Origin of the sequence: Ignisphaera sp. (assembly GCA_038831005.1) — an archaeon.
Taxonomy (GTDB): Archaea; Thermoproteota; Thermoprotei_A; order Sulfolobales; family Ignisphaeraceae; genus Ignisphaera.
The window spans coordinates 232,540-250,989 of the sequence record JAWBKZ010000001.1; the positions used below are offsets into that span (position 1 = coordinate 232,540).

Genomic DNA, 18,450 nt, shown 5'->3' on the forward strand with positions numbered 1-18,450 from the left:
AGAGTTCTAGCATTACTATTGATTAGCTGTCTACTAGCTATAACCTCTATGTAATTGTTACTGGAAATGCTACTCTAATGTCGTGAGATCTGAGTCTTTTATATACAGTAAACACTATAGTTAATGTTATTAGGAATAGAGAGCAAGTTCTCGGACAATTACAGAGAAGTGTGTAGCATACTTAAGGTGGTCATAAGGTCTAGGGCTTTTGTTAAAATGATAGATGTTGGTCGGAAAGATATGAATGAAAGATATCTGTCGCCTAACTACATTATCCTCAAAATTAGTATAGTAGCTTCATCAAGAGTTAACGTTATATCTACAACATTTATCCAGAGGTTAATGAGTACATACAAAATCAGTTTAACTGCAAATTGTTGAGAGATATATAGCAACAGAAACCATTATTAAATTTATCACAGTAGCAATACCTTACACCTGTACTTAAGAAAGATGCTGAGAATTATAACTGGATAGTGCTTCCAGTTATATTCTATAGCCTGTTTGGTTTTAGCTATTTCGGTTATAAAGTTATTCTTTAGTTCAGTACTAGTTATCTAGCCTTAGATGTATACTGATGTTTCTTAGATTCATCTATAGAACCTCTATATCAAGCTACATAGATTATTTCTAGAACTAGTACATCTAGTAATTGAAACTAGGGTTTTTATAGAACATTTGCTTTGATACATTTAACATAGAATAACAACCTACATCAAGAAATTATATGTTTCTAACCATCTTGATATTTGAATCAGTATCTGTAAAATCTATCAACATCAATGTCATTATAGATGTGTGTTGCTGCAGAAGATGTGTATGGTTATGGTATTTCTCGATAGATTTACCGAGAAACTTGAAGAACTCTTTATAGAGACAAGTTTCGGTACAATTAAGAAGAGATGATTCACCTCATGCATTAACAATATCTTGGTGTTAGAAGATGGTAAAGTATCGCTTGTTAAAGTGGCTACTCATGATTTGCTTAGTGTATGTTAGAAGATCTGTATCTTTGCTGTAAGCAACTTATGATATGTTGCTAGATGTGCTCAGTAATTAACTAAATGATTCTCTATCTCTAGATAGAAAGATTGTAGAACACTTCAAGAATAAGGTATTAGAGATATTTGATGCTACAAGGTTTTGTTGAATAGATCCAGACCTTCCTTCTCCTCTAATTTAGAGTCGCTAAATAATATTGAAACAATCTATCTATGTTCATGAAGAACAATGTATGAAGATAATAGTTGCAGAAATTTATCGGATAATAAGTTCTTAGTGTTTAAGATGAGGTTAGTGATAATACTATCATTAGTAGAACAGCAAATATTTTATGCCTCAGGATTTACACACTATATGTGTAGTCAATAATCTATCTATTGAAAATGTGGTGGAGACTGACTGTAGAAATAGTATAACAGAAGCTATTTAGAGAGCTCAATTCTAGAGATATTTCTAGAGACTGCTTGAAGAAAGTTAATCTAATAACCTGCTAGAAAATGAGCAAACTATATAGGTGTAGAACTCTGAAGTATTGGTATGGTGTTAGTGAGTATGTTGCTACACTAACTATAGCTATAATCACATTAGCTGCTGGTGTAGGTATCTTTGCCTATAGTTACTACATCATTGACAGTTATTATAGCAGACTTGTAGCAGTTGCTGAAGGTACTAGAGGTAGAGGTGGAGATATAGCTATTCTCGCATCTCTTATAGATAGCTCTGGAAAGATAGTTGTAATTGGTTCCACAGGCTCTAAACCTGTAATGCTCTACGCTATACATATAAACGATACCCTCTATACACAATGTACGGTACATATCGATGGATACAACAATACATACACACTAGATGGATCTAGCTATATACAGATACCGTACTACATAACATTCAAATCGATATGCATTACACCCTCAACAACTTCTCGAGCAATAATCAAGATTGTTTATGAAGGAGGTGAGAAAACAGTCTATGTTACCAAGATATAGGAGAGGTATATCAGCTATAATAGGTGCAGCAGTACTGCTGACGATAATGATAATGTTTACAGCATTCTATATAACCATTCTGCAGAAGTTCGTAGAAGTAGCTAACTACACTATAAACTCTATATCTTCTGCAGAAGAATCGAAAAAAGTTCTAGAGACACTCAATGCTTTATGGGACTACAATGGAACACATGTAACTATATTCATAGAGAATAGAGCTTCTAGAGCAGTATTGGTAACAGCAATAGCTATGGTATTCAGCGACAGTAGCTATACAACCATATCGAGAGTAAACAAAACACTAGCATCAGCAGTAGTGCAGATACTGTACATAGGTAACGAAAATGACACAGCACGTATATTAGATCTAGTTCTACCACTAGCTTTACCACCAGCTACAGAAACAATGATAACTATAAAGATGCAGAAAGAACCGATAACTGTGTCGATAGCTGTAGAAGCTTCACCAATAAAGACAGTAATAGTGTCAAGAAGAGTCAATGAAGAACAGAAAATCCATATAATTGAGTTACCGCTACAAACCTATGGAGAATGGATAGGGACAACAACATGGTTAGGTAATGTATCAATACCTGTGGAGAGAAAAGGGATAACAAACAATACATATCCAATCGTATCTAATGCAACACAACAACCACGAGTATTGATAAACCTTGTGAGCAGAGGAGCTGTAACGTATACAGATTTCGAGACATATCCTCTAACAGGATGGGATAGCAGAGGTGGTATCTGGAGCTCCGTAGAGAATGTAGTAGGAGCAAAAGGAGGAGTGCTACAGGGAAACGATAACAACCAAGGTATTGGTGCTGCCTCACAATACTATTACACAACTAGTTTATCTGGATATACACGTCTATGGATTGTAGCAAAAACTAGATGGGTAAGTGGAACAGGATGGTATGGAGTAGCGATGATAAACAATGCGAGAAATAGACTCTATACTATAGAGATAAATACAGCAGGAAGAATCGAGATACGAAGTTTTAATGTAGAATCAAGAAATGGATGGTATACCCTGGCTAGTGCTACTATTCCAGGGTACTCTACAACATCATGGTACATTATAGTTGTAAATTATACAGTTACTACAACAGCTGTAAACATAATGGCAAGACTCTACAATTCACAAGGAACACTCATTACTGCGGTATCAGCATCAACTAGTAGGAGAAGATTTACACTAGCATATATAGGTGTAGATGTAGATAACGTGATAGCATATTTCGATGATTTTCTGATTACGACTAGAGATCCTAGGTACATAGTGTTCCAGAACGTTATGGTTAATTATCGTATAGAGATTTGGGATGATTTAAACAATCTAGTGAGAAGTGTTGTAGCAACATCAAGTACAGTTAATGTAGATGTTGTTACAGATGTTGTTGTTGGTAGAGGTAGTAATGGGAAGATATATGTGTATGACTCTAGAGGCAACCAGATTGCAAGTTATATTGCTTTCGATGCTATTATTGGTGGTGATATATATCAACTCCAATATATCTACGGCAATTATACAGCTGAATTTAGCGATGAAATAATTGTGAATAATCTTGTTAAACCATTGAATGCTAGACTATACTTCTGCATCCATACAAACACTACTGTGAATATATCTATAGTGTTTAACAATCGTGAACTTATACATAGTAGTAGTGGAGTATACTTCTGTGATAACTATGTGCTACCCATAGATTTTGTGGGTAGGAGTAATAATGTGGTAGTGTATGCTTCATCTAGAGATCCATTTAATCTCACTATAGAGTATCTGGATCTCTATATCTATGGCTTTTATACAGATATATTGTTTGAGGCACTCGTTATAGCTATTGGTGGTAGTAGTAGGGTTGCATTCTGTAGAATTGACGATATATTGATTAAGAAGAGTATCAATGTATGCTATCTATTTGATATTATTGGCAGTACGTTTAATGGAGAGACAGCGATAACCTATGATAGTGATAGTCATGTCTTATACATAGTCAATAGATCTGGTATATATCTATGGAACTTCATATCTACTGATAAAGTGACAGAGAGCTGTAAAGCTACTGGCATAGGTGTAAGAATAGAGTTAGTTGAAGATGGCTTCATTGTTCTACCAGGCAGTGGAAACAACACAATATGTGTATATAATCCAACTGATGAGTATTTACAACCTCTTCCCAACGATTTTGAACTCTATATGTATACATCTTCAGCTGTATACAGAAATTCAGTATACTTTACATGTATAGATAAGAATGGTGCTGTATGGCTACTTAGATATGATGTAGATACCTGGAGATTAGATAAGCTAAAGCCTATAGCGATTAACACAATAATCGGTTTAGCTATAGATAGTTCTAGCAATAGGGTTTATATACCTATAGGAGGTTTTTGGAGAGACGCTCTCAATAATCATCAATCCTATATGTCTATCTATATATATAGTGTGGCTAGCAACAGAATTGTGCATACAGCTATACCGATTGATACTACTACGTATGTCTCAGCATCATGTTGTGATAGAGCTGAAATCTATGGAAACTATATGTTGATAGTTGAAAGAGGTAGTCTACTAGCTATAGATATCTCTAGAATTGATTATAGGAAAAATGTAGCTATATCTTGAATCTCAAAACACTAAGAGTAGAATAGTAAACATCTCTATAATCTATCTTCATTGTCTATCCTAGTTCAATAAAATGATCTACTTATCGCATCATTGGTAATGGTTAAATTACTTAAGAAATACAAAAGATTTTTATATTGTCTATACCTAGATTTGTTTGGTGTATCTATTGATATGTACTGATACTGAATACAGCTACATGGGTGCAGTCATTAGAGTTGTTGTTGAGTCTCCTTCTAAAGAGATATGTAATGAAGTTGAAGAAGCTAGCAGTAAAGGTTATGAAGGTGTGGTGGATTTATTCAAAAGACATGGAGGATGTAAAATAGTTTCAGAACTACCTCTGAAGATTCTCTCAAGCGATGAGAATATCATTGTTGTTTTAGAGCCTATTAACTTTATTGCTAAAGCTTTCTGGGGAGAAGCGGTAAAGAAAATCAAATCGATGTGTTGATCAATATTAGGTAAGGTTTTTAATTCATTATAGATACACTCTATACTGTGTGGATATATTATGTCGATAATAGTGAGCCGCTTCAGCATTATCTTCAGCAGTATTCTGTTGATACTTTTAGGAGTGGATATTATAGCTATTTACTATGGGTTTATTTCTCTACCACTACTTATAGCGCTAAACTTTATTGCTCTAGGTCTTCTGATCATATTTAGAGGAAGTAGAGAACAGGTAGCTGAGGAAAGGAAATTCTATTTCTTATGGGGATTCATTATGTTTGTTATCTCTATATCTATATCTTTAGGTAGCTTAATGGGGTTGGTGATTGGTGTAGCTACATTCTTTATAGGTTTAGGTATAGCTATTCTCTATATAGTTTCGGGCTCTTCTCTACAGATTCTACAACCATAAATACATATATATAGACCTAGAGATAATGTCTATAGATCTTCACCTAGGTGTTTATCATGGTTAGAAGAGAAGCGATATTAGAGAAGCTCTTAAATGTTCTACCGGGATTTCGCGGATATAGAAAGAAGGAACATTTGAGAGAAGATGATAGACTTGTTAGAGAGTATCTAGTCAGGATACTAAGTGAAGCTATCAGAGATTTAGAAGAAGCTATAGCCAATCTAGTGGAATATGATTTCAAAGCAGCAGAAATATACGATACTGTTCTAAGGGATCTCAGAACTATTGCAGACAAAATTAGGTGGGCTGAACATGGATATGCACCTCATTTCAATATAGTTAAGATTCAGGAAGAAGATCTAAGCAAGATTAGAGAAATAGATGGGGCACTTGTAGATGATGTCGAGAATATAAGGAATTATATAGCTCAGCTGAAGAAGGATACAATCTATAGGAATCCTGTTAGAGATAGAGCTCCAGAGCTCATGAAGCTTCTAGATGATTTAAGGGTTCAGCTTATCGAGAGAGAAAAATTGGTTAGAGGATGGATGTAAAGTTGTGTGATTAAGATTTATAACATAGATAATGTTATTTTCTTAGGGTGTAAAGTTGGTTATAAATAAGATCGGAAAAGGATTGGGTAAGGTCGCTAGTAAAGCTAGTGGTTTTCAGCCCAAATTTATTGAATGGAAGGATGCTACATCAAATGATATAGTTTGGAGATATCCAGAAGAAGTAATTCCTTGGGGTTCTACTGTTGTTGTTAAAGAGTGGGAGAGAGTCATATTCTATAGGGATGGAAAGGTCTACGGAATGCTTGGACCAGGTAGACACGTTCTCGATACACAAAACGTTCCGTTCCTACAAGGCCTTGTTGAAGGCTTCTATGGAGAAAGTATATTCAGGGCAATCGTTATATATGTCAATATCAACAGGATGCAGGGTAAATTCGGTGGAAAAAGCCAGACAGTAGAGCTCATACCCGTGAGCTTTCACGGTGTATACTACTATAGAGTAGCTGATCCCGTTCTATTTGTAAACAAAGTTGTTGGACCTGATGAAAGGTACACTCGAGAAGAATTAGATGAATACATTAGGAGCTATTTCCTCACAAAACTAATGTCATTCATAAGTCAATCAAGCATAAGAGACTTGTACATGAAGGCTGAAGAGGCTGGTAAAAGAGCTCTAATGATCCTCAGAAAAGCATTTGATGAACTTGGCCTTATGCTAGAGGATATGCAATTCGAAGGAATAGATGTACCTCCAGAATATAGAGAGAGGATGTTCTGGATACTACAGGGAACCTCAGCAGCTTATCTTGTTCAACAAGAAACTGCTAGAAAGTTTGCTGAAGCAATAGAGAAGACACAAGCAGGTGGAGCAGCTATAGGTGCAGGTGTAGTTGCTATCCCATGGGCTCTACAGCCACCGCCACCACAAGCACAACAACCTTCTGTAGCTGCTGTAGGTGGTGTTGCTACAGCTCCTCAACAACAGGCATACGTAGCTAGATGTCCACACTGTGGACAAGGACCTCTACCTTCGGGTGCAAGGTTCTGTCCTTTCTGTGGTAAACAAATTAAATGGTGTCCTAATGGCCATGTAGCTTCTGCAGAAGCAAACTTCTGTGTCATATGTGGTAGTAAACTTGGTTAGGTGATTTAGTTGTCTACTAGTGAAGTAGAATTTAGATGCAGAAATTGTGGAGGACCTTTAGAAGTTTCTCCAGAAACAATAGCTATAGTTTGTAGCTATTGTGGGTTCTTGAACTGGATTAGAGAAGATCTTAAAGAAGAAGTTCTAGTGGTTAAGCCTTTAAAAGATAAGGATGTGTTGGATAGGTTAAGGGGCTTCGCATCTAGAGAGAGACTTGGAGAAATATTTTCGCCAAGCAATCTATCGAGAACTACTGTTGTTCTAGTACCTATCTATTTCGTTGATGTATCTGCTGGAGCTGAGTATAGCGGAACAGTTGCTGTAGATATAAGAAAGTGTAGGAGTGTAGGTAATCAAACAAGATGTTGGGTAGAGACCCGTAGAGTTCATGTTAGAGGTGTATATGGTCCTGCAAAAGATGTTGTACCAGTTCCAGGTAGAAGAGGAAGTAATGTTCTCTCCGTAAAAGCTCTGGCATATAGATACATGATGAATAGAGTTGATGCAGTACCTCTAGCTAATGCTGAACTAGATAAAAGTATATGGAGGAATGTCCTATCTATTGAAGTTGATAGAAAAATTGCTCTAGATATAGCTATAGATAGTCATCTAGATGTTTTGAGGAAGACTATAGAAGACGTTATGAGGAAAGAAGCTGAAAGAAAAGTATCAGGAGGAAGTATAATTAGATCGAGAATAATATGGAAGAAAATAACTCCTAGAAATGTGAAGGCAGCATCATCACCACCTATACTTCTACCTATGCACATCTTGATGTACAGATATAGAGGTGAGGTTTATAGAGCTGTTGTATGTGGATGGAATGGAGATGTAATAGTCTTAGAAAGACCTATGAAGAAAATTGATAGAATTATATGGAGCATTGCTGCATCATTAAGTTCAGGACTATGTGGAGGATTAGCTATACCTATGATTATAGCTGGTGATGAGATAGGTTTGGGTATAGGTTTAATACTTATTATAGCTGGAGGATATGCATCGTGGTACTGTATGAAGAAAGTTGTTTCACCAGTTAAATCTAGCTTAATTGGTGTAAATCTTAAGGAGTTGAAGAAGTATTCAGAATCTTCTAGTGCTAATGAAGTTCACAAGATTATAAAGTTTGTAGATTCAATGCTATCTACACCTAGATTCTAGACAGATAGATTAAGGTGTTGGTAAATGGTAGATGTTAAAAGAATTGTATGTTCATTCTGTAAAGCTGAGTATACAGTACCTACAACAATTGTATATGCCACATGTCCATATTGTGGAACTACATTTAGATTAGATAAACCTGATGCTACAGTAGAGCACTACATGTTTTCAGCATTATTAGATAAAAATAGTGCCTACAGATACTTAAAAGAGTTTGCATTGATGCAGATCGGTATAGCAGAAGATTTTGAAGTTAATGCCTCTTTTGAATCATCGTATCAGTACTTGATACCGCTATATCTATATGAAATCAATGTAAAGACTCTATGCAGTAAAGGAAAAGAGAGTATCGATAAAGATAAAGTAGAGATCGATATTCATGGAGGAGAAGAGACGGCCTACATAGTTACTCCAGCTACCAAGAACATACCTATCGCTATACCTTCAAACTATAGTTTTCCAGCCAGGGGACGTAGATACTTTAAACCAACAGTTCTAAAGGAAGGTACATATGTTCAGCCAACACTAGACCCTAACCAGATGTTTGAATACGTTAAACAACCATATCTACATAAAGCTATTGAAGAAGCTAGAATATCCTGTGGCGAAAGTTATGAGGTTAACGATAACTCTAGGTATGTGGGTATAGCTCATTACCCCTTCTGGTTAATAAACTATAGGTATAGAGACAGAAGATATAAATCAATAGTAGATGCAGCGGATGGAACTGTTCTGTATCTGGAGTACCCTATGAGTTACGGAAAGAGACTGCAGGGCTTGATCGGGGGACTAGGTGTATCTGGGATAGCTATAGCCATAGCCTCAGTAATCTCGTTAATAGCTTTAAGTGCACCTATACCGGGTCTCATTGGAGGATTAATGACATCTTTACCAGGCTTAGGTGTAGCTCTACAGAAGTTCCTGAGATCAGTAGGAATATATAGGTATAAAGTGAGAGAAGAGCTAGTGTTTGCACCAGTAAGATGAATATTGTTTCTTAAACCTAAGATTGCTACAGATTTATTTTCCATATAACCTAGCAATATAGCTGGCTATGACTAAACAACTAGTTTTACTAATAACAAATACTATACCTCTTATCTTCTTGGTAGTTAAGTACATAGGTACGAAAATGTGGCTTGCTCATAAGAATGTTAGAATAGGTATAGATGATTTTCACATCTATTATTGAAGAAACGCTTCAATCAGCTTTAGCATCTTTAGAGAGAATATATGAGATTCTTATCGAAAAAAAGATTGAAGATGATGATGGTATAGAGATTAATAGATTTAGGAGAGAAACTTATTGCTAGTAGAACGGGAATCATAATAGCCCATAGACTTGCAACGGCATGAGAGTACAACAGGGTTATAGTTATAGAGGAAGGTGCAATTGAAGAGAGTGGAAGATTTGATGGACTTCTAAAGAGAAGAGAGATATTATATAGACTCGGTAAATCTATATAGAGAATTGACATAAGAAGAGTATATTTAATTACATTAGATAAAGTACCTCAGTTATTATTGAATAGCGTGTCCATAAAGTGTAACTCTCATGATAAATTCATAAACAGAATCGCTGTAGCCAGGTTTATATGAAACTGTTACAAAAATTAATTAATTTTTGGTCCAAAAGTCTTTTATATCTCTAATTAAACGGTTTCACTGGAGACTAAAGATATGATGGCTAGCTACTTTAGGTCTATATATACCGTTAAATTAGTGTATTTGGTGTATAGTGTATGTTTAGCTGTTTTAACAGGTATTCTTGCACAAGCAGTTTTTTATATAGGTCCCGTTCCATATACTATGCAGAATATTGGAATAATTCTATCAGGTTTATTGTTACCGCCTAGATATGCCTTGTTTTCACAACTGCTCTATCTATTACTTATAGCTTTAGGATTGCCTCTAGGAGCAGGATTTAGAGGAGGTCTACATGTAATTTTAGGATATACTGGTGGATATCTAGCAGGGTTCCCTATATCAGCGACATTGATGAGTATTCTATGCAGAAGATATTTAGCGAAAAAGGGGTTAGATCTAGGTGGAATCGGTTTAAGGGAATACATCGTTATATTGTTGTTTTCTGCTATAGCTATAGTTCCTACATATGTTCTCGGATTTCTAGTATTTACACACTATGCTTTACGGAACGAAAGGCTATTGATGTGGGCTACAGGTGTTGCACAAGGAGTTGGCATCTCTAGTAATGTTCTAGCTATCCTCTTAGTAGCTAGTATAGCTGTATTTGTTCCACAGGACATATTCATAGATCATGTGATAGCTATAAGTGTGGCTAAGATGATGATTCAATTTCTAAAGAGTAGAGGTATAGAGATTGAGTAAAGTTGTGTCTATAGAGAATCTCTCTGTAGAGATCAGAGGGAGAGAAATACTTAGGGGGATTTCTCTAGAGATTAATGAAGGTGAATTAGTATGTGTTGCTGGTTCTGTAGGTTCAGGTAAATCCACATTTCTAAAAGTGTTGACAGGAATTATACCAGAGCTTTATAGAGGATTCAGAGTTTGTGGTAATATATCTATTTTTGGTTTAAAACCTGTAGAGGTACTGCATAAAGGTTTAGTAGCTTATGTTCCTCAAGATGTATATAGTTTCTTTATAGGTTCTACCCCTAGAGAAGAGTTAGCTATACTAGGAATAGATAGTTCTTGCTGTAATGATATAGATCTCGATAATGATATAGATCATCTATCTGATGGTCAGCTCTATAGATTTCTCTTATATTCAGCTCTATTTAGTGGTGCCAAGTTTATAGCAATCGATGAACCTTCATCACATATAGATTGGTGGAGTATAGGAGAAGTATTCAGAGGTATAGAGAGATTTGTAAATGATGAAAAGGCTATAGTAGTTGTTGCTGATCATAAGCTCGATACTCTGAAGAAATTCTGTAGCAAGATCATAGATCTAGATGGGTCGAGAGGATCTTACTGTAGTTTTCCTTCGATAATCACTCTTCAGAGATCTAAGGTTATTGTAGAGATAGAGAATGTATGGGTATCGTATAGTGGAAAATCTATACTTAGAGACGTATCTCTATCTATTAATCTAGGTGAAGCTATAGCTATCGTTGGGAGAAATGGTTCTGGGAAAACAACTCTTCTAAAAGTGTTGTCAAAGATAATCAAACCGGGTAGAGGTAGAGTAAGCATCGAGAGAGATACAAGAATATTTCTAGTTCCTCAGAACCCTATCTACTGGTTTCCTAATGGATCTGTAAAAAATGTTCTAGAGTCTTTAGCTAAGAGATACAGATCTAGAGAATCTATCAATAACGTTCTAGAGATGTTTAATCTAATCGATAAACAGGATAGAGACGTATATTCCCTTAGTATTGGTGAAACAAGAATGCTTTCACTTGCATTAGCCTATGTATCTAAAGCTAACTTGATTATCATAGATGAACCTACCTTGGGAATGGACTGTAGATCCATGAAAACATTTGTGAACATCATCAATACTCTTCTAGAGAATGGCTCCTCAATCGTTATAGCAACTCATGACCTCGATTTTGCAAGACTATTTGATTCTGTGTATCTACTAGAAGAAGGAAGGCTCATAGATATTGAGTCACATGATAAAGACGGTTGATATAGTTTGTTCAATTTGTTTAAAAATCCAGGTATAGTTCTTCTAACTACAATATCTATATCTATAGCGGTTATGTTTGTAGATGATCTCTATATAGCTTTAATGATTTTCTTGATCGTGTTATCAACATCTCTGATACTTGATATGAGGATAGCTATAGCTTTAGCTAGATACATCATACCTATGATCACAATCTATACAGCTATAGCATGGATTATCCAATTTATTGTTACTGGTGAAATAGATTTGGTGATAGGTTTCATAAATCTTTTGAGGTTTAGCACTATAGCTGCTATATCTCTAACTATGTTGAATTCAATAGATATACCAAATCTAATAATATTTTTCAACAGATTATCGCCTAGATTAGGTATAGCTCTAGCTCTATCGATAAAAATGATGAAGAGTTTCTCAAAGACATGGATAGATATACATACTGTCTACAAAACTAATCTCAATATCGATAGCTATATAGATAAAATTAAGCTCTACATTATCTCCGTAAGAGTATTCGTATTTATCGTTATGTATGTAGCTCTTCAGAGCATTGAAGCTCTATTGACTAGATGCAGAATTTTTAAAGCTACTAGATCTACATAATGTAGAGTATTCCTCTTAGGTGTATATATGGATATAGAAGCAGAATTGCTCAAGATCTTAGTGATGAACAAGGACTATGTTTCTGGAACTAAGCTAGCACAAGCTTTAGGTGTATCAAGAGCCACAATCAATAGAACTATAAAGAAGTTGATATTAAGAGGCTTCATAATCGATATACATCCAAAACTAGGCTATAGACTTGTAGATCTAGATAATCTATCTCAAATCAATAGATATGTAGATTACCTAGATACACAAATGAAGTTCTACACGCACTATGTAGAGATATGCGATTCTACACAAGATATAGCATCTACATTTGCAAAAGAAGGTGCACCAGAAGGAACAGTTGTTGTAGCCGAAGAACTGAGACGTGGTAGAGGTAGAATGGGTAGACAGTGGGTAGCGTCTAGAGGAGGTCTATGGTTCTCCATAGTTCTTAGACCTAAAACAATTAAACATATGCATCTACTTAGTCTAGCTATAGCCACAGCTATTGCAGAATCCATAAGCAATGTTCTAGGGATAGAGGCTAGAGTTAAATGGCCTAACGATGTTCTTGTTAACGAAAAAAAGGTGGCTGGAATACTAATCGAGGGTAGTGTTGAAGCCGATATTATTCACTTCATAATTGTGGGTATAGGAGTAAATGTGAATAACAATCTTCCACAAGAACTACTCGATATAGCAATATCGCTAAAAGATGTTATGGGAACCGAGGTTCCAAGAATACCTCTGTTCCTCAACATACTCAAGAGTATAGACGATATCTACAATCTGTTTAACCAGAACCGTAGTTCAGAGGCTGTAAAGAGATGGAGACAATATTCATCAACATTAAATAAGTATGTAAGGGTTATTACAATAGATGGGGAATTTGAAGGAGTAGCAGAAGATATAGAAGATGATGGTGCTTTGAGGATCAGAACAACAAAAGGTAATAGAGTTAAAGTTTATGCAGGTGATGTAATTCATCTACGTGAACAGAAACAGTTATAGAAGAAAATGAAGGATTTTTATCTAGAGCGTTACATAGATTTCCTGGGTGATATTTATTACGGTATTTAGGATCAAGATATGTACAAATACCACAGGTTGTATAGAGGCTGAACTCTTTGATAGCTATAGTCCTAAAACATTTAAGAAAATAGTTGCAGCTTTACCCATAGAGTCTACAGCCTATAGATGGGGCAACGAAGTATATTTCTCAACACCTGTTGAAGTCGAAGAGGAGAACGCTAGAGAAGTTGTAGAGAAAGGAACAATTGCCTACTGGCCTCCAGGAAGAGCTTTATGCATTTTTTGGGGACCTACACCAGCAAGTAGAACAAGAGATGAGATAAGACCTGCAAGTCCTGTAAATATTGTTGGTAGAGTGTTAAATGATCCTTCGGCATTCTCGAAGGTCAGAAGTGGTAGTAAGATAAGGATTGAAAAATCAGAATAGGATAGATAGTTTAAAAGACTATTAACTCCATAAAGATGAGGTTCTCGACTTCAATCAATCTGTAGCCAAAAACGTACAACTCTATATATATTGCATATTATATACTGGTTCTTCTTTTAGTCGCTGTTATCATTTAGATTAAAATATCTATTTGTCTCGGATATGCTGAAAGGGTTGAGGTTTATGGATGTATGTAGTCTAATACGTAAGAATCTCTACTGTTGCTATAGATTAGAGTTGTTGGTATCCGATCTTCTATCACTATATGCTGAAAAACTAGATGATTCAGATCCTCAAATGCGTAAAGCTAAGATCATACTTAAAGCTGTAGCTATTGAGAGTACCAAACATGCAGTATTCATAGAACTCTTAACCAGATTCTTTAGAATTCATGAAGAGAGTATTGAATGTAGAGAAGTTGTTGGTGAGCCTTGGATAGTTATAGAGAAACTTATCAATGATATTGTAAATGGTATGCATATAGATTTGAAAGAATTTGTAGAAAAGCAGAGATGGATTGAAGAATCTGTTGGTGAAGAAAGTTACCATAAATTACTCATACCTCTTCTAAGTGAAGCTATAAAAGAGAATTGTTTAGATGAATATAGTGCTAGTGTTATTGAGTCTATACTCAATAAAATTGTTGTAGATGAAGAATGGCACGAAAAAGTAATTGCTACTATAACTAGTAAAACTATATAAACTTGGTCTAGATCTACAGTAGCTATATCTATAATATATACTATAATGAATATAATGATTAATGATTCATGGCTGAATCAATATGATGAACTATATTGTTACTGGTGCATCTTCTGGCATAGGATTTGAGTTATCTAGATTACTTTGCCACGAATATGGTAATGAGATTAGGGTCATTGGTGTGGGTAGGAGTAAGGAAAGATTAGAGAAACTAGAGAAAGAATTTACTAGATGTTTCAAGTACATAGTAGCAGATCTCTCTTCTTTACAAGGTATAGATAATGTTGTTAAAGAAGTTAGAAATCGTCTAGATAGAGTAGATGTGTTAATCAATAACGCTGGTTTCGGTCTCTATAAACAGATCATAGATCATAGTGATGAAGAGTTAATAACTATGACTTTAACAAATTTTATTGCACCACTAATTCTCACCAAGAAATTATTGAACTTAATGCGTAAAGGATCTATAGTAGTCATGGTCATTACTGCAGGTATCCATGTGCTTATGAAAAATCTTCCCATATATGGAGCTACAAAGATAGCTCTACATTATGCAACTGAAGCACTTAGATATGAATTAGAAAGATATGGAATACATCTTTTAGCTGTATATCCGGGTGCTGTAAAGTCGGAATTCCATAGTAGAGCAGGTAGAGACATCAAGAGAGGTATAGAGGTAGTCAATGTAGCGAAAGCTGTAGTTAAGGCCATCAAGAAAAAGAAGAAAAGATTATATATACCTAATTATCTTTCTATAGCAAGACTCTTTGGACCCTATCTTCCAGCACTATACTAGTCTAGCAATCAAGTTATTGACAGAAGTAAGATCTACATGATCTAATGAGTTTTCAACTCTCAATACCAGATGTATTTTGAGTTTTGATAATATACACAAATGATTGAATAGATATGAGTAACTCTATAGCCTTATCATGGTCCTAAGTTACCATAGGAATTACCTTAAGTGTTTAAGTTTATAAAAGATATATTTCAGTATATTGTTTATGAATAATAATGGAAGGAATTTTGAATAAACAGTAGAATAGGCGTTTATAAAAATAGATCTAGATATGATGGAGTTATTGGTCCTAGAAACTACAGCTAAGCCAACATCAAAAACACTATGCAAAACAAATCAATTCTTATCATAATGATGAAGAAAATAACATATGCTTCGTTCTATACCACACCTTATAGCTACAATCAATGATTATGATAAAGCTTTAATGTAGTATATATCTCTAGTTAAGCAAGGAGTTGTAGTGGATATAGATACCGTTATCGATATTGAGAGATAGAAATTTTCATGAAAAGAACTATAGGAAGGGTTTTAATTTTAAAAGATATGAAGCAAAATAGAGCATAGATTGTGATTTCAATAGAAATAGATATTCATTAGACAAAATGGTTATATGGTTAGCTCTACACCATTTACAGATATTTATTCCCATTTATAGACCGATATAGGACCTTGAGGTTCCTTTAACCATTCCTGCCATCCACCATCATATATCTTCACGTTAGTATAGCTGAGGATCTGAGTCAATACATACCATAGAACAGATGAATATCCACCAACACCACAATATACTATTATTTCTCTGTTTTTATCTGTACCTATAACACCTTGAACCATTCTATCAATAACATCTATAGGTCTGTACATTCCTTCTGGAGTCCATATCCATGGTGTAGGAAGATTCTTTGCTGTTGGTATATGTCCAGGTATTGGTCCCCAAGGCTCTGTAGTTATACCGAAATACACATCAGGATCTCTTGCATCAACTATAACTGATTTTCCGATTCTTTCAAGAACGTAGTGTTTTGGTACAAAGATATGTTCTCTAACTTCGCCTACATACTGTCTAGAGATGGGTTGTGTAGTTTCTGTTGATATTCTTCTTCCTTCTTTAATCCACTTATTGTATCCTCCATCAAGAATAGCTACGTTATCTATACCTGCATATATAAGTTCTACAGCAACTCTTGCAACATCAGCTCTATTAAATGTTGTATCAACTTTATTCACGATAACGACAACAGATTCTTCTCTACTTATTCCAGCATCACCTATTGTCTGGAAAAGCTCTTCTGGAGATGGAATCTCTAGAAGAAGATCATCTCTAATTATCGTCCAGGCAGATTTTAATGGATCAAAAGGTAGGTTTATAGACCCAGGTATATGTCCTTCTCTATACTCATTTCTAGACCTTATATCTATTATCACTAGATTGGGAGAATCAAGATGATCCTCAAGCCAATCTGTCGTAACTATAGGAGGTAGCTTTAGCATGTGTCCTCAAAACACTGTAGCTATTGTTCTGTATATATGTATTAATGCGTTAGCATATATGAGTCGATTCTGATACGATATTGTGTTAACTAGCATTGATTGTTCTCATTATATTATTTTGAATATCATATTTAAGAACGTAGAGATATTTGAATCAGCTATAGATGTTTTCATATAATGTACATCTGTGGAGCGGACTACATATAATTAACTCGTTATTAGTAAGCCAGTTTAGAAAGAAAACATACACAGTAGCAACGAATGAAGAATCTGAAAGAAGGTGTGCGAAACTAAGATAATAAAGATGAACTCTATTAAGGGTTAGCGATATATTATGATCTCTTCGAGAGGAATCTTAAGTGCTGTACCTTTTAAACTCCATTCACCAGATATTACAATGATGTTCAAATAATCTTCTAAAGGTATCTCGATGTGTTTCTTTTCTTTAGCGTTTAACTCTATAGAGAAACTATACAACGATTTATTATCTCTAGTTCCAACATATAGAGATAGCACTAGATCGTATTCACATGTATTCGAGATCTCTACATATAGTTTGTTTTTATCATTAGGTTTTAATCTTGAATCCAATTCTATACATTTTGGTATTTCAATACATGTGCTCAAAAACATCACAATCACTAAACATTGTTTAGATTATATAGATTAATATCTCTTTATTATACTTTTAAGTTGATGAAATTATAATGGAATTTTAGAAAGTAGTGTACGGTTTATCTATTTAGATAATGTAGTATTATACTATAGAATACTACAGAGGTCCTTATTTCAGCGATATGTAGTTAATGTTAATACGTATACACAGCTACGTTCTTTTCTTTCGCATATAACTCAATTTCTCTACCTATTAGTGCTCCAGCTATTACACCTACCACATCTTTATTTGGATAAAGACTCTTTTTTACAAGATCTATCTTGGCTAGTAGTGCACCTATATCTTCGTGTCTAGGTTTAACCTTTATCTCGACTACATAAACAAGTGTGTCTGTTTCTATTACTAGATCTATTTCTGTTTCATCTATTCTAGCATTCCTAATCTTTTTAAGGATTCTCTTGTTTCTATGAACAAGATCTTTCTCCAGATCTTCATAAACATATCTAGCGTAAGTAGATTCTGTTAAAGCTCCAACAACAAGCTCCAAGTTAGATACCCTTCTACTAAGCTCATCTATCTTCATACTATGTTCCATAAGAACTTGAACAATATCATCTATTCTTTTGCTGTGTTCTTCTATTTTCTTGGTTAGTTCTTCTATTCTTTTGCTGTGTTCTTCTATTTTCTTGGTTAGTTCTTCTATTCTTTTGCTGTGTTCTTCCATTCTAGACTCTATAGCATCCAGTCTCTTCATTATCTCCAAAACTCCTAGAGCACCAGCAACAGCATACCTAAATTCTGTATCTTCTTCTAATGCCTTTAGAAACTTTAGCTTTTCTTCTTTAGTTAAAAACTCTAACATTGTATCCACAAA

The 18,450-nt window shown here is 34.9% G+C and carries 20 protein-coding genes; 17 read left to right on the forward strand and 3 right to left on the reverse strand.

All coding sequences use genetic code 11. The features are described 5' to 3' along the window. Nucleotides 1-240: 240 nt before the first annotated feature. The 17 genes from QXK50_01140 to QXK50_01220 all read left to right on the forward strand — a co-directional run bounded on the left by QXK50_01140 (nt 241) and on the right by QXK50_01220 (nt 15,463). A complete protein-coding gene (locus tag QXK50_01140; GenBank protein ID MEM2007768.1) occupies nt 241-381 on the forward strand; it encodes a hypothetical protein in 141 nt (46 codons plus the stop codon). 1,118 nt (nt 382-1,499) lie between these two features. Next, the gene (locus QXK50_01145) at nt 1,500-1,988 is read left to right on the forward strand and encodes a hypothetical protein (GenBank protein ID MEM2007769.1); all 489 of its coding nucleotides are present in this window, start codon (nt 1,500-1,502) and stop codon (nt 1,986-1,988) included. Further along, a complete protein-coding gene (locus tag QXK50_01150) occupies nt 1,972-4,620 on the forward strand; it encodes a hypothetical protein (protein ID MEM2007770.1) in 2,649 nt (882 codons plus the stop codon). Before QXK50_01145 ends, QXK50_01150 begins: the two co-directional genes overlap by 17 nt. Before the next feature lie 169 nt (nt 4,621-4,789). Further along, nucleotides 4,790-5,074: a hypothetical protein gene (locus QXK50_01155; GenBank protein MEM2007771.1), complete on the forward strand. Its 285-nt coding sequence runs from the start codon at nt 4,790-4,792 to the stop codon at nt 5,072-5,074. A 60-nt stretch (nt 5,075-5,134) separates the two neighbouring features. Then, entirely contained in the window at nt 5,135-5,485 is a 351-nt protein-coding gene (locus QXK50_01160; GenBank protein ID MEM2007772.1) for a hypothetical protein, read from the forward strand. Nucleotides 5,486-5,541: 56 nt separating this feature from the next. Beyond that, nucleotides 5,542-6,039: a hypothetical protein gene (locus QXK50_01165; GenBank protein ID MEM2007773.1), complete on the forward strand. Its 498-nt coding sequence runs from the start codon at nt 5,542-5,544 to the stop codon at nt 6,037-6,039. A gap of 55 nt (nt 6,040-6,094) precedes the next feature. Next, the gene (locus QXK50_01170) at nt 6,095-7,144 is read left to right on the forward strand and encodes an SPFH domain-containing protein (protein MEM2007774.1); all 1,050 of its coding nucleotides are present in this window, start codon (nt 6,095-6,097) and stop codon (nt 7,142-7,144) included. A gap of 9 nt (nt 7,145-7,153) precedes the next feature. Further along, entirely contained in the window at nt 7,154-8,302 is a 1,149-nt protein-coding gene (locus QXK50_01175; GenBank protein MEM2007775.1) for a hypothetical protein, read from the forward strand. A gap of 24 nt (nt 8,303-8,326) precedes the next feature. Beyond that, nucleotides 8,327-9,289 (forward strand): hypothetical protein, encoded by a 963-nt coding sequence (locus QXK50_01180; protein MEM2007776.1) that lies wholly within the window; start codon nt 8,327-8,329, stop codon nt 9,287-9,289. Nucleotides 9,290-9,471: 182 nt separating this feature from the next. Further along, a complete protein-coding gene (locus QXK50_01185; GenBank protein ID MEM2007777.1) occupies nt 9,472-9,615 on the forward strand; it encodes a hypothetical protein in 144 nt (47 codons plus the stop codon). 418 nt (nt 9,616-10,033) lie between these two features. After that, nucleotides 10,034-10,651 (forward strand): biotin transporter BioY, encoded by a 618-nt coding sequence (locus tag QXK50_01190; GenBank protein MEM2007778.1) that lies wholly within the window; start codon nt 10,034-10,036, stop codon nt 10,649-10,651. Next, nucleotides 10,644-11,918: an ATP-binding cassette domain-containing protein gene (locus QXK50_01195; protein MEM2007779.1), complete on the forward strand. Its 1,275-nt coding sequence runs from the start codon at nt 10,644-10,646 to the stop codon at nt 11,916-11,918. The genes QXK50_01190 and QXK50_01195 overlap by 8 nt, the downstream gene beginning before the upstream one ends. A 6-nt stretch (nt 11,919-11,924) precedes the next feature. Next, nucleotides 11,925-12,518, forward strand: coding sequence for a hypothetical protein (locus QXK50_01200; protein MEM2007780.1), 594 nt, complete (start codon nt 11,925-11,927; stop codon nt 12,516-12,518). 27 nt (nt 12,519-12,545) lie between these two features. After that, a complete protein-coding gene (locus tag QXK50_01205; protein MEM2007781.1) occupies nt 12,546-13,517 on the forward strand; it encodes a biotin--[acetyl-CoA-carboxylase] ligase in 972 nt (323 codons plus the stop codon). Between the two features lie 46 nt (nt 13,518-13,563). After that, nucleotides 13,564-13,965, forward strand: coding sequence for a cyclophilin-like fold protein (locus QXK50_01210; protein ID MEM2007782.1), 402 nt, complete (start codon nt 13,564-13,566; stop codon nt 13,963-13,965). Between the two features lie 183 nt (nt 13,966-14,148). Further along, a complete protein-coding gene (locus QXK50_01215; GenBank protein ID MEM2007783.1) occupies nt 14,149-14,667 on the forward strand; it encodes a hypothetical protein in 519 nt (172 codons plus the stop codon). A gap of 82 nt (nt 14,668-14,749) precedes the next feature. Next, complete coding sequence (locus QXK50_01220; protein ID MEM2007784.1) at nt 14,750-15,463, forward strand: SDR family NAD(P)-dependent oxidoreductase; 714 nt, start codon at nt 14,750-14,752, stop codon at nt 15,461-15,463. Nucleotides 15,464-16,108: 645 nt separating this feature from the next. On the opposite strand, the gene QXK50_01225 is transcribed toward QXK50_01220, so the two are convergent. From QXK50_01225 to QXK50_01235, 3 genes are all read right to left on the reverse strand, one after another. Then, nucleotides 16,109-16,960 carry a rhodanese-like domain-containing protein gene (locus QXK50_01225; protein ID MEM2007785.1) on the reverse strand — a complete coding sequence of 284 codons (852 nt, stop codon included), beginning with the start codon at nt 16,958-16,960 and terminating at the stop codon, nt 16,109-16,111. Between the two features lie 321 nt (nt 16,961-17,281). Continuing rightward, nucleotides 17,282-17,587, reverse strand: a complete 306-nt coding sequence (locus QXK50_01230; GenBank protein MEM2007786.1) for a hypothetical protein — start codon at nt 17,585-17,587, stop codon at nt 17,282-17,284. A gap of 182 nt (nt 17,588-17,769) precedes the next feature. Continuing rightward, nucleotides 17,770-18,438, reverse strand: coding sequence for a hypothetical protein (locus QXK50_01235; protein MEM2007787.1), 669 nt, complete (start codon nt 18,436-18,438; stop codon nt 17,770-17,772). Nucleotides 18,439-18,450 lie beyond the last annotated feature (12 nt).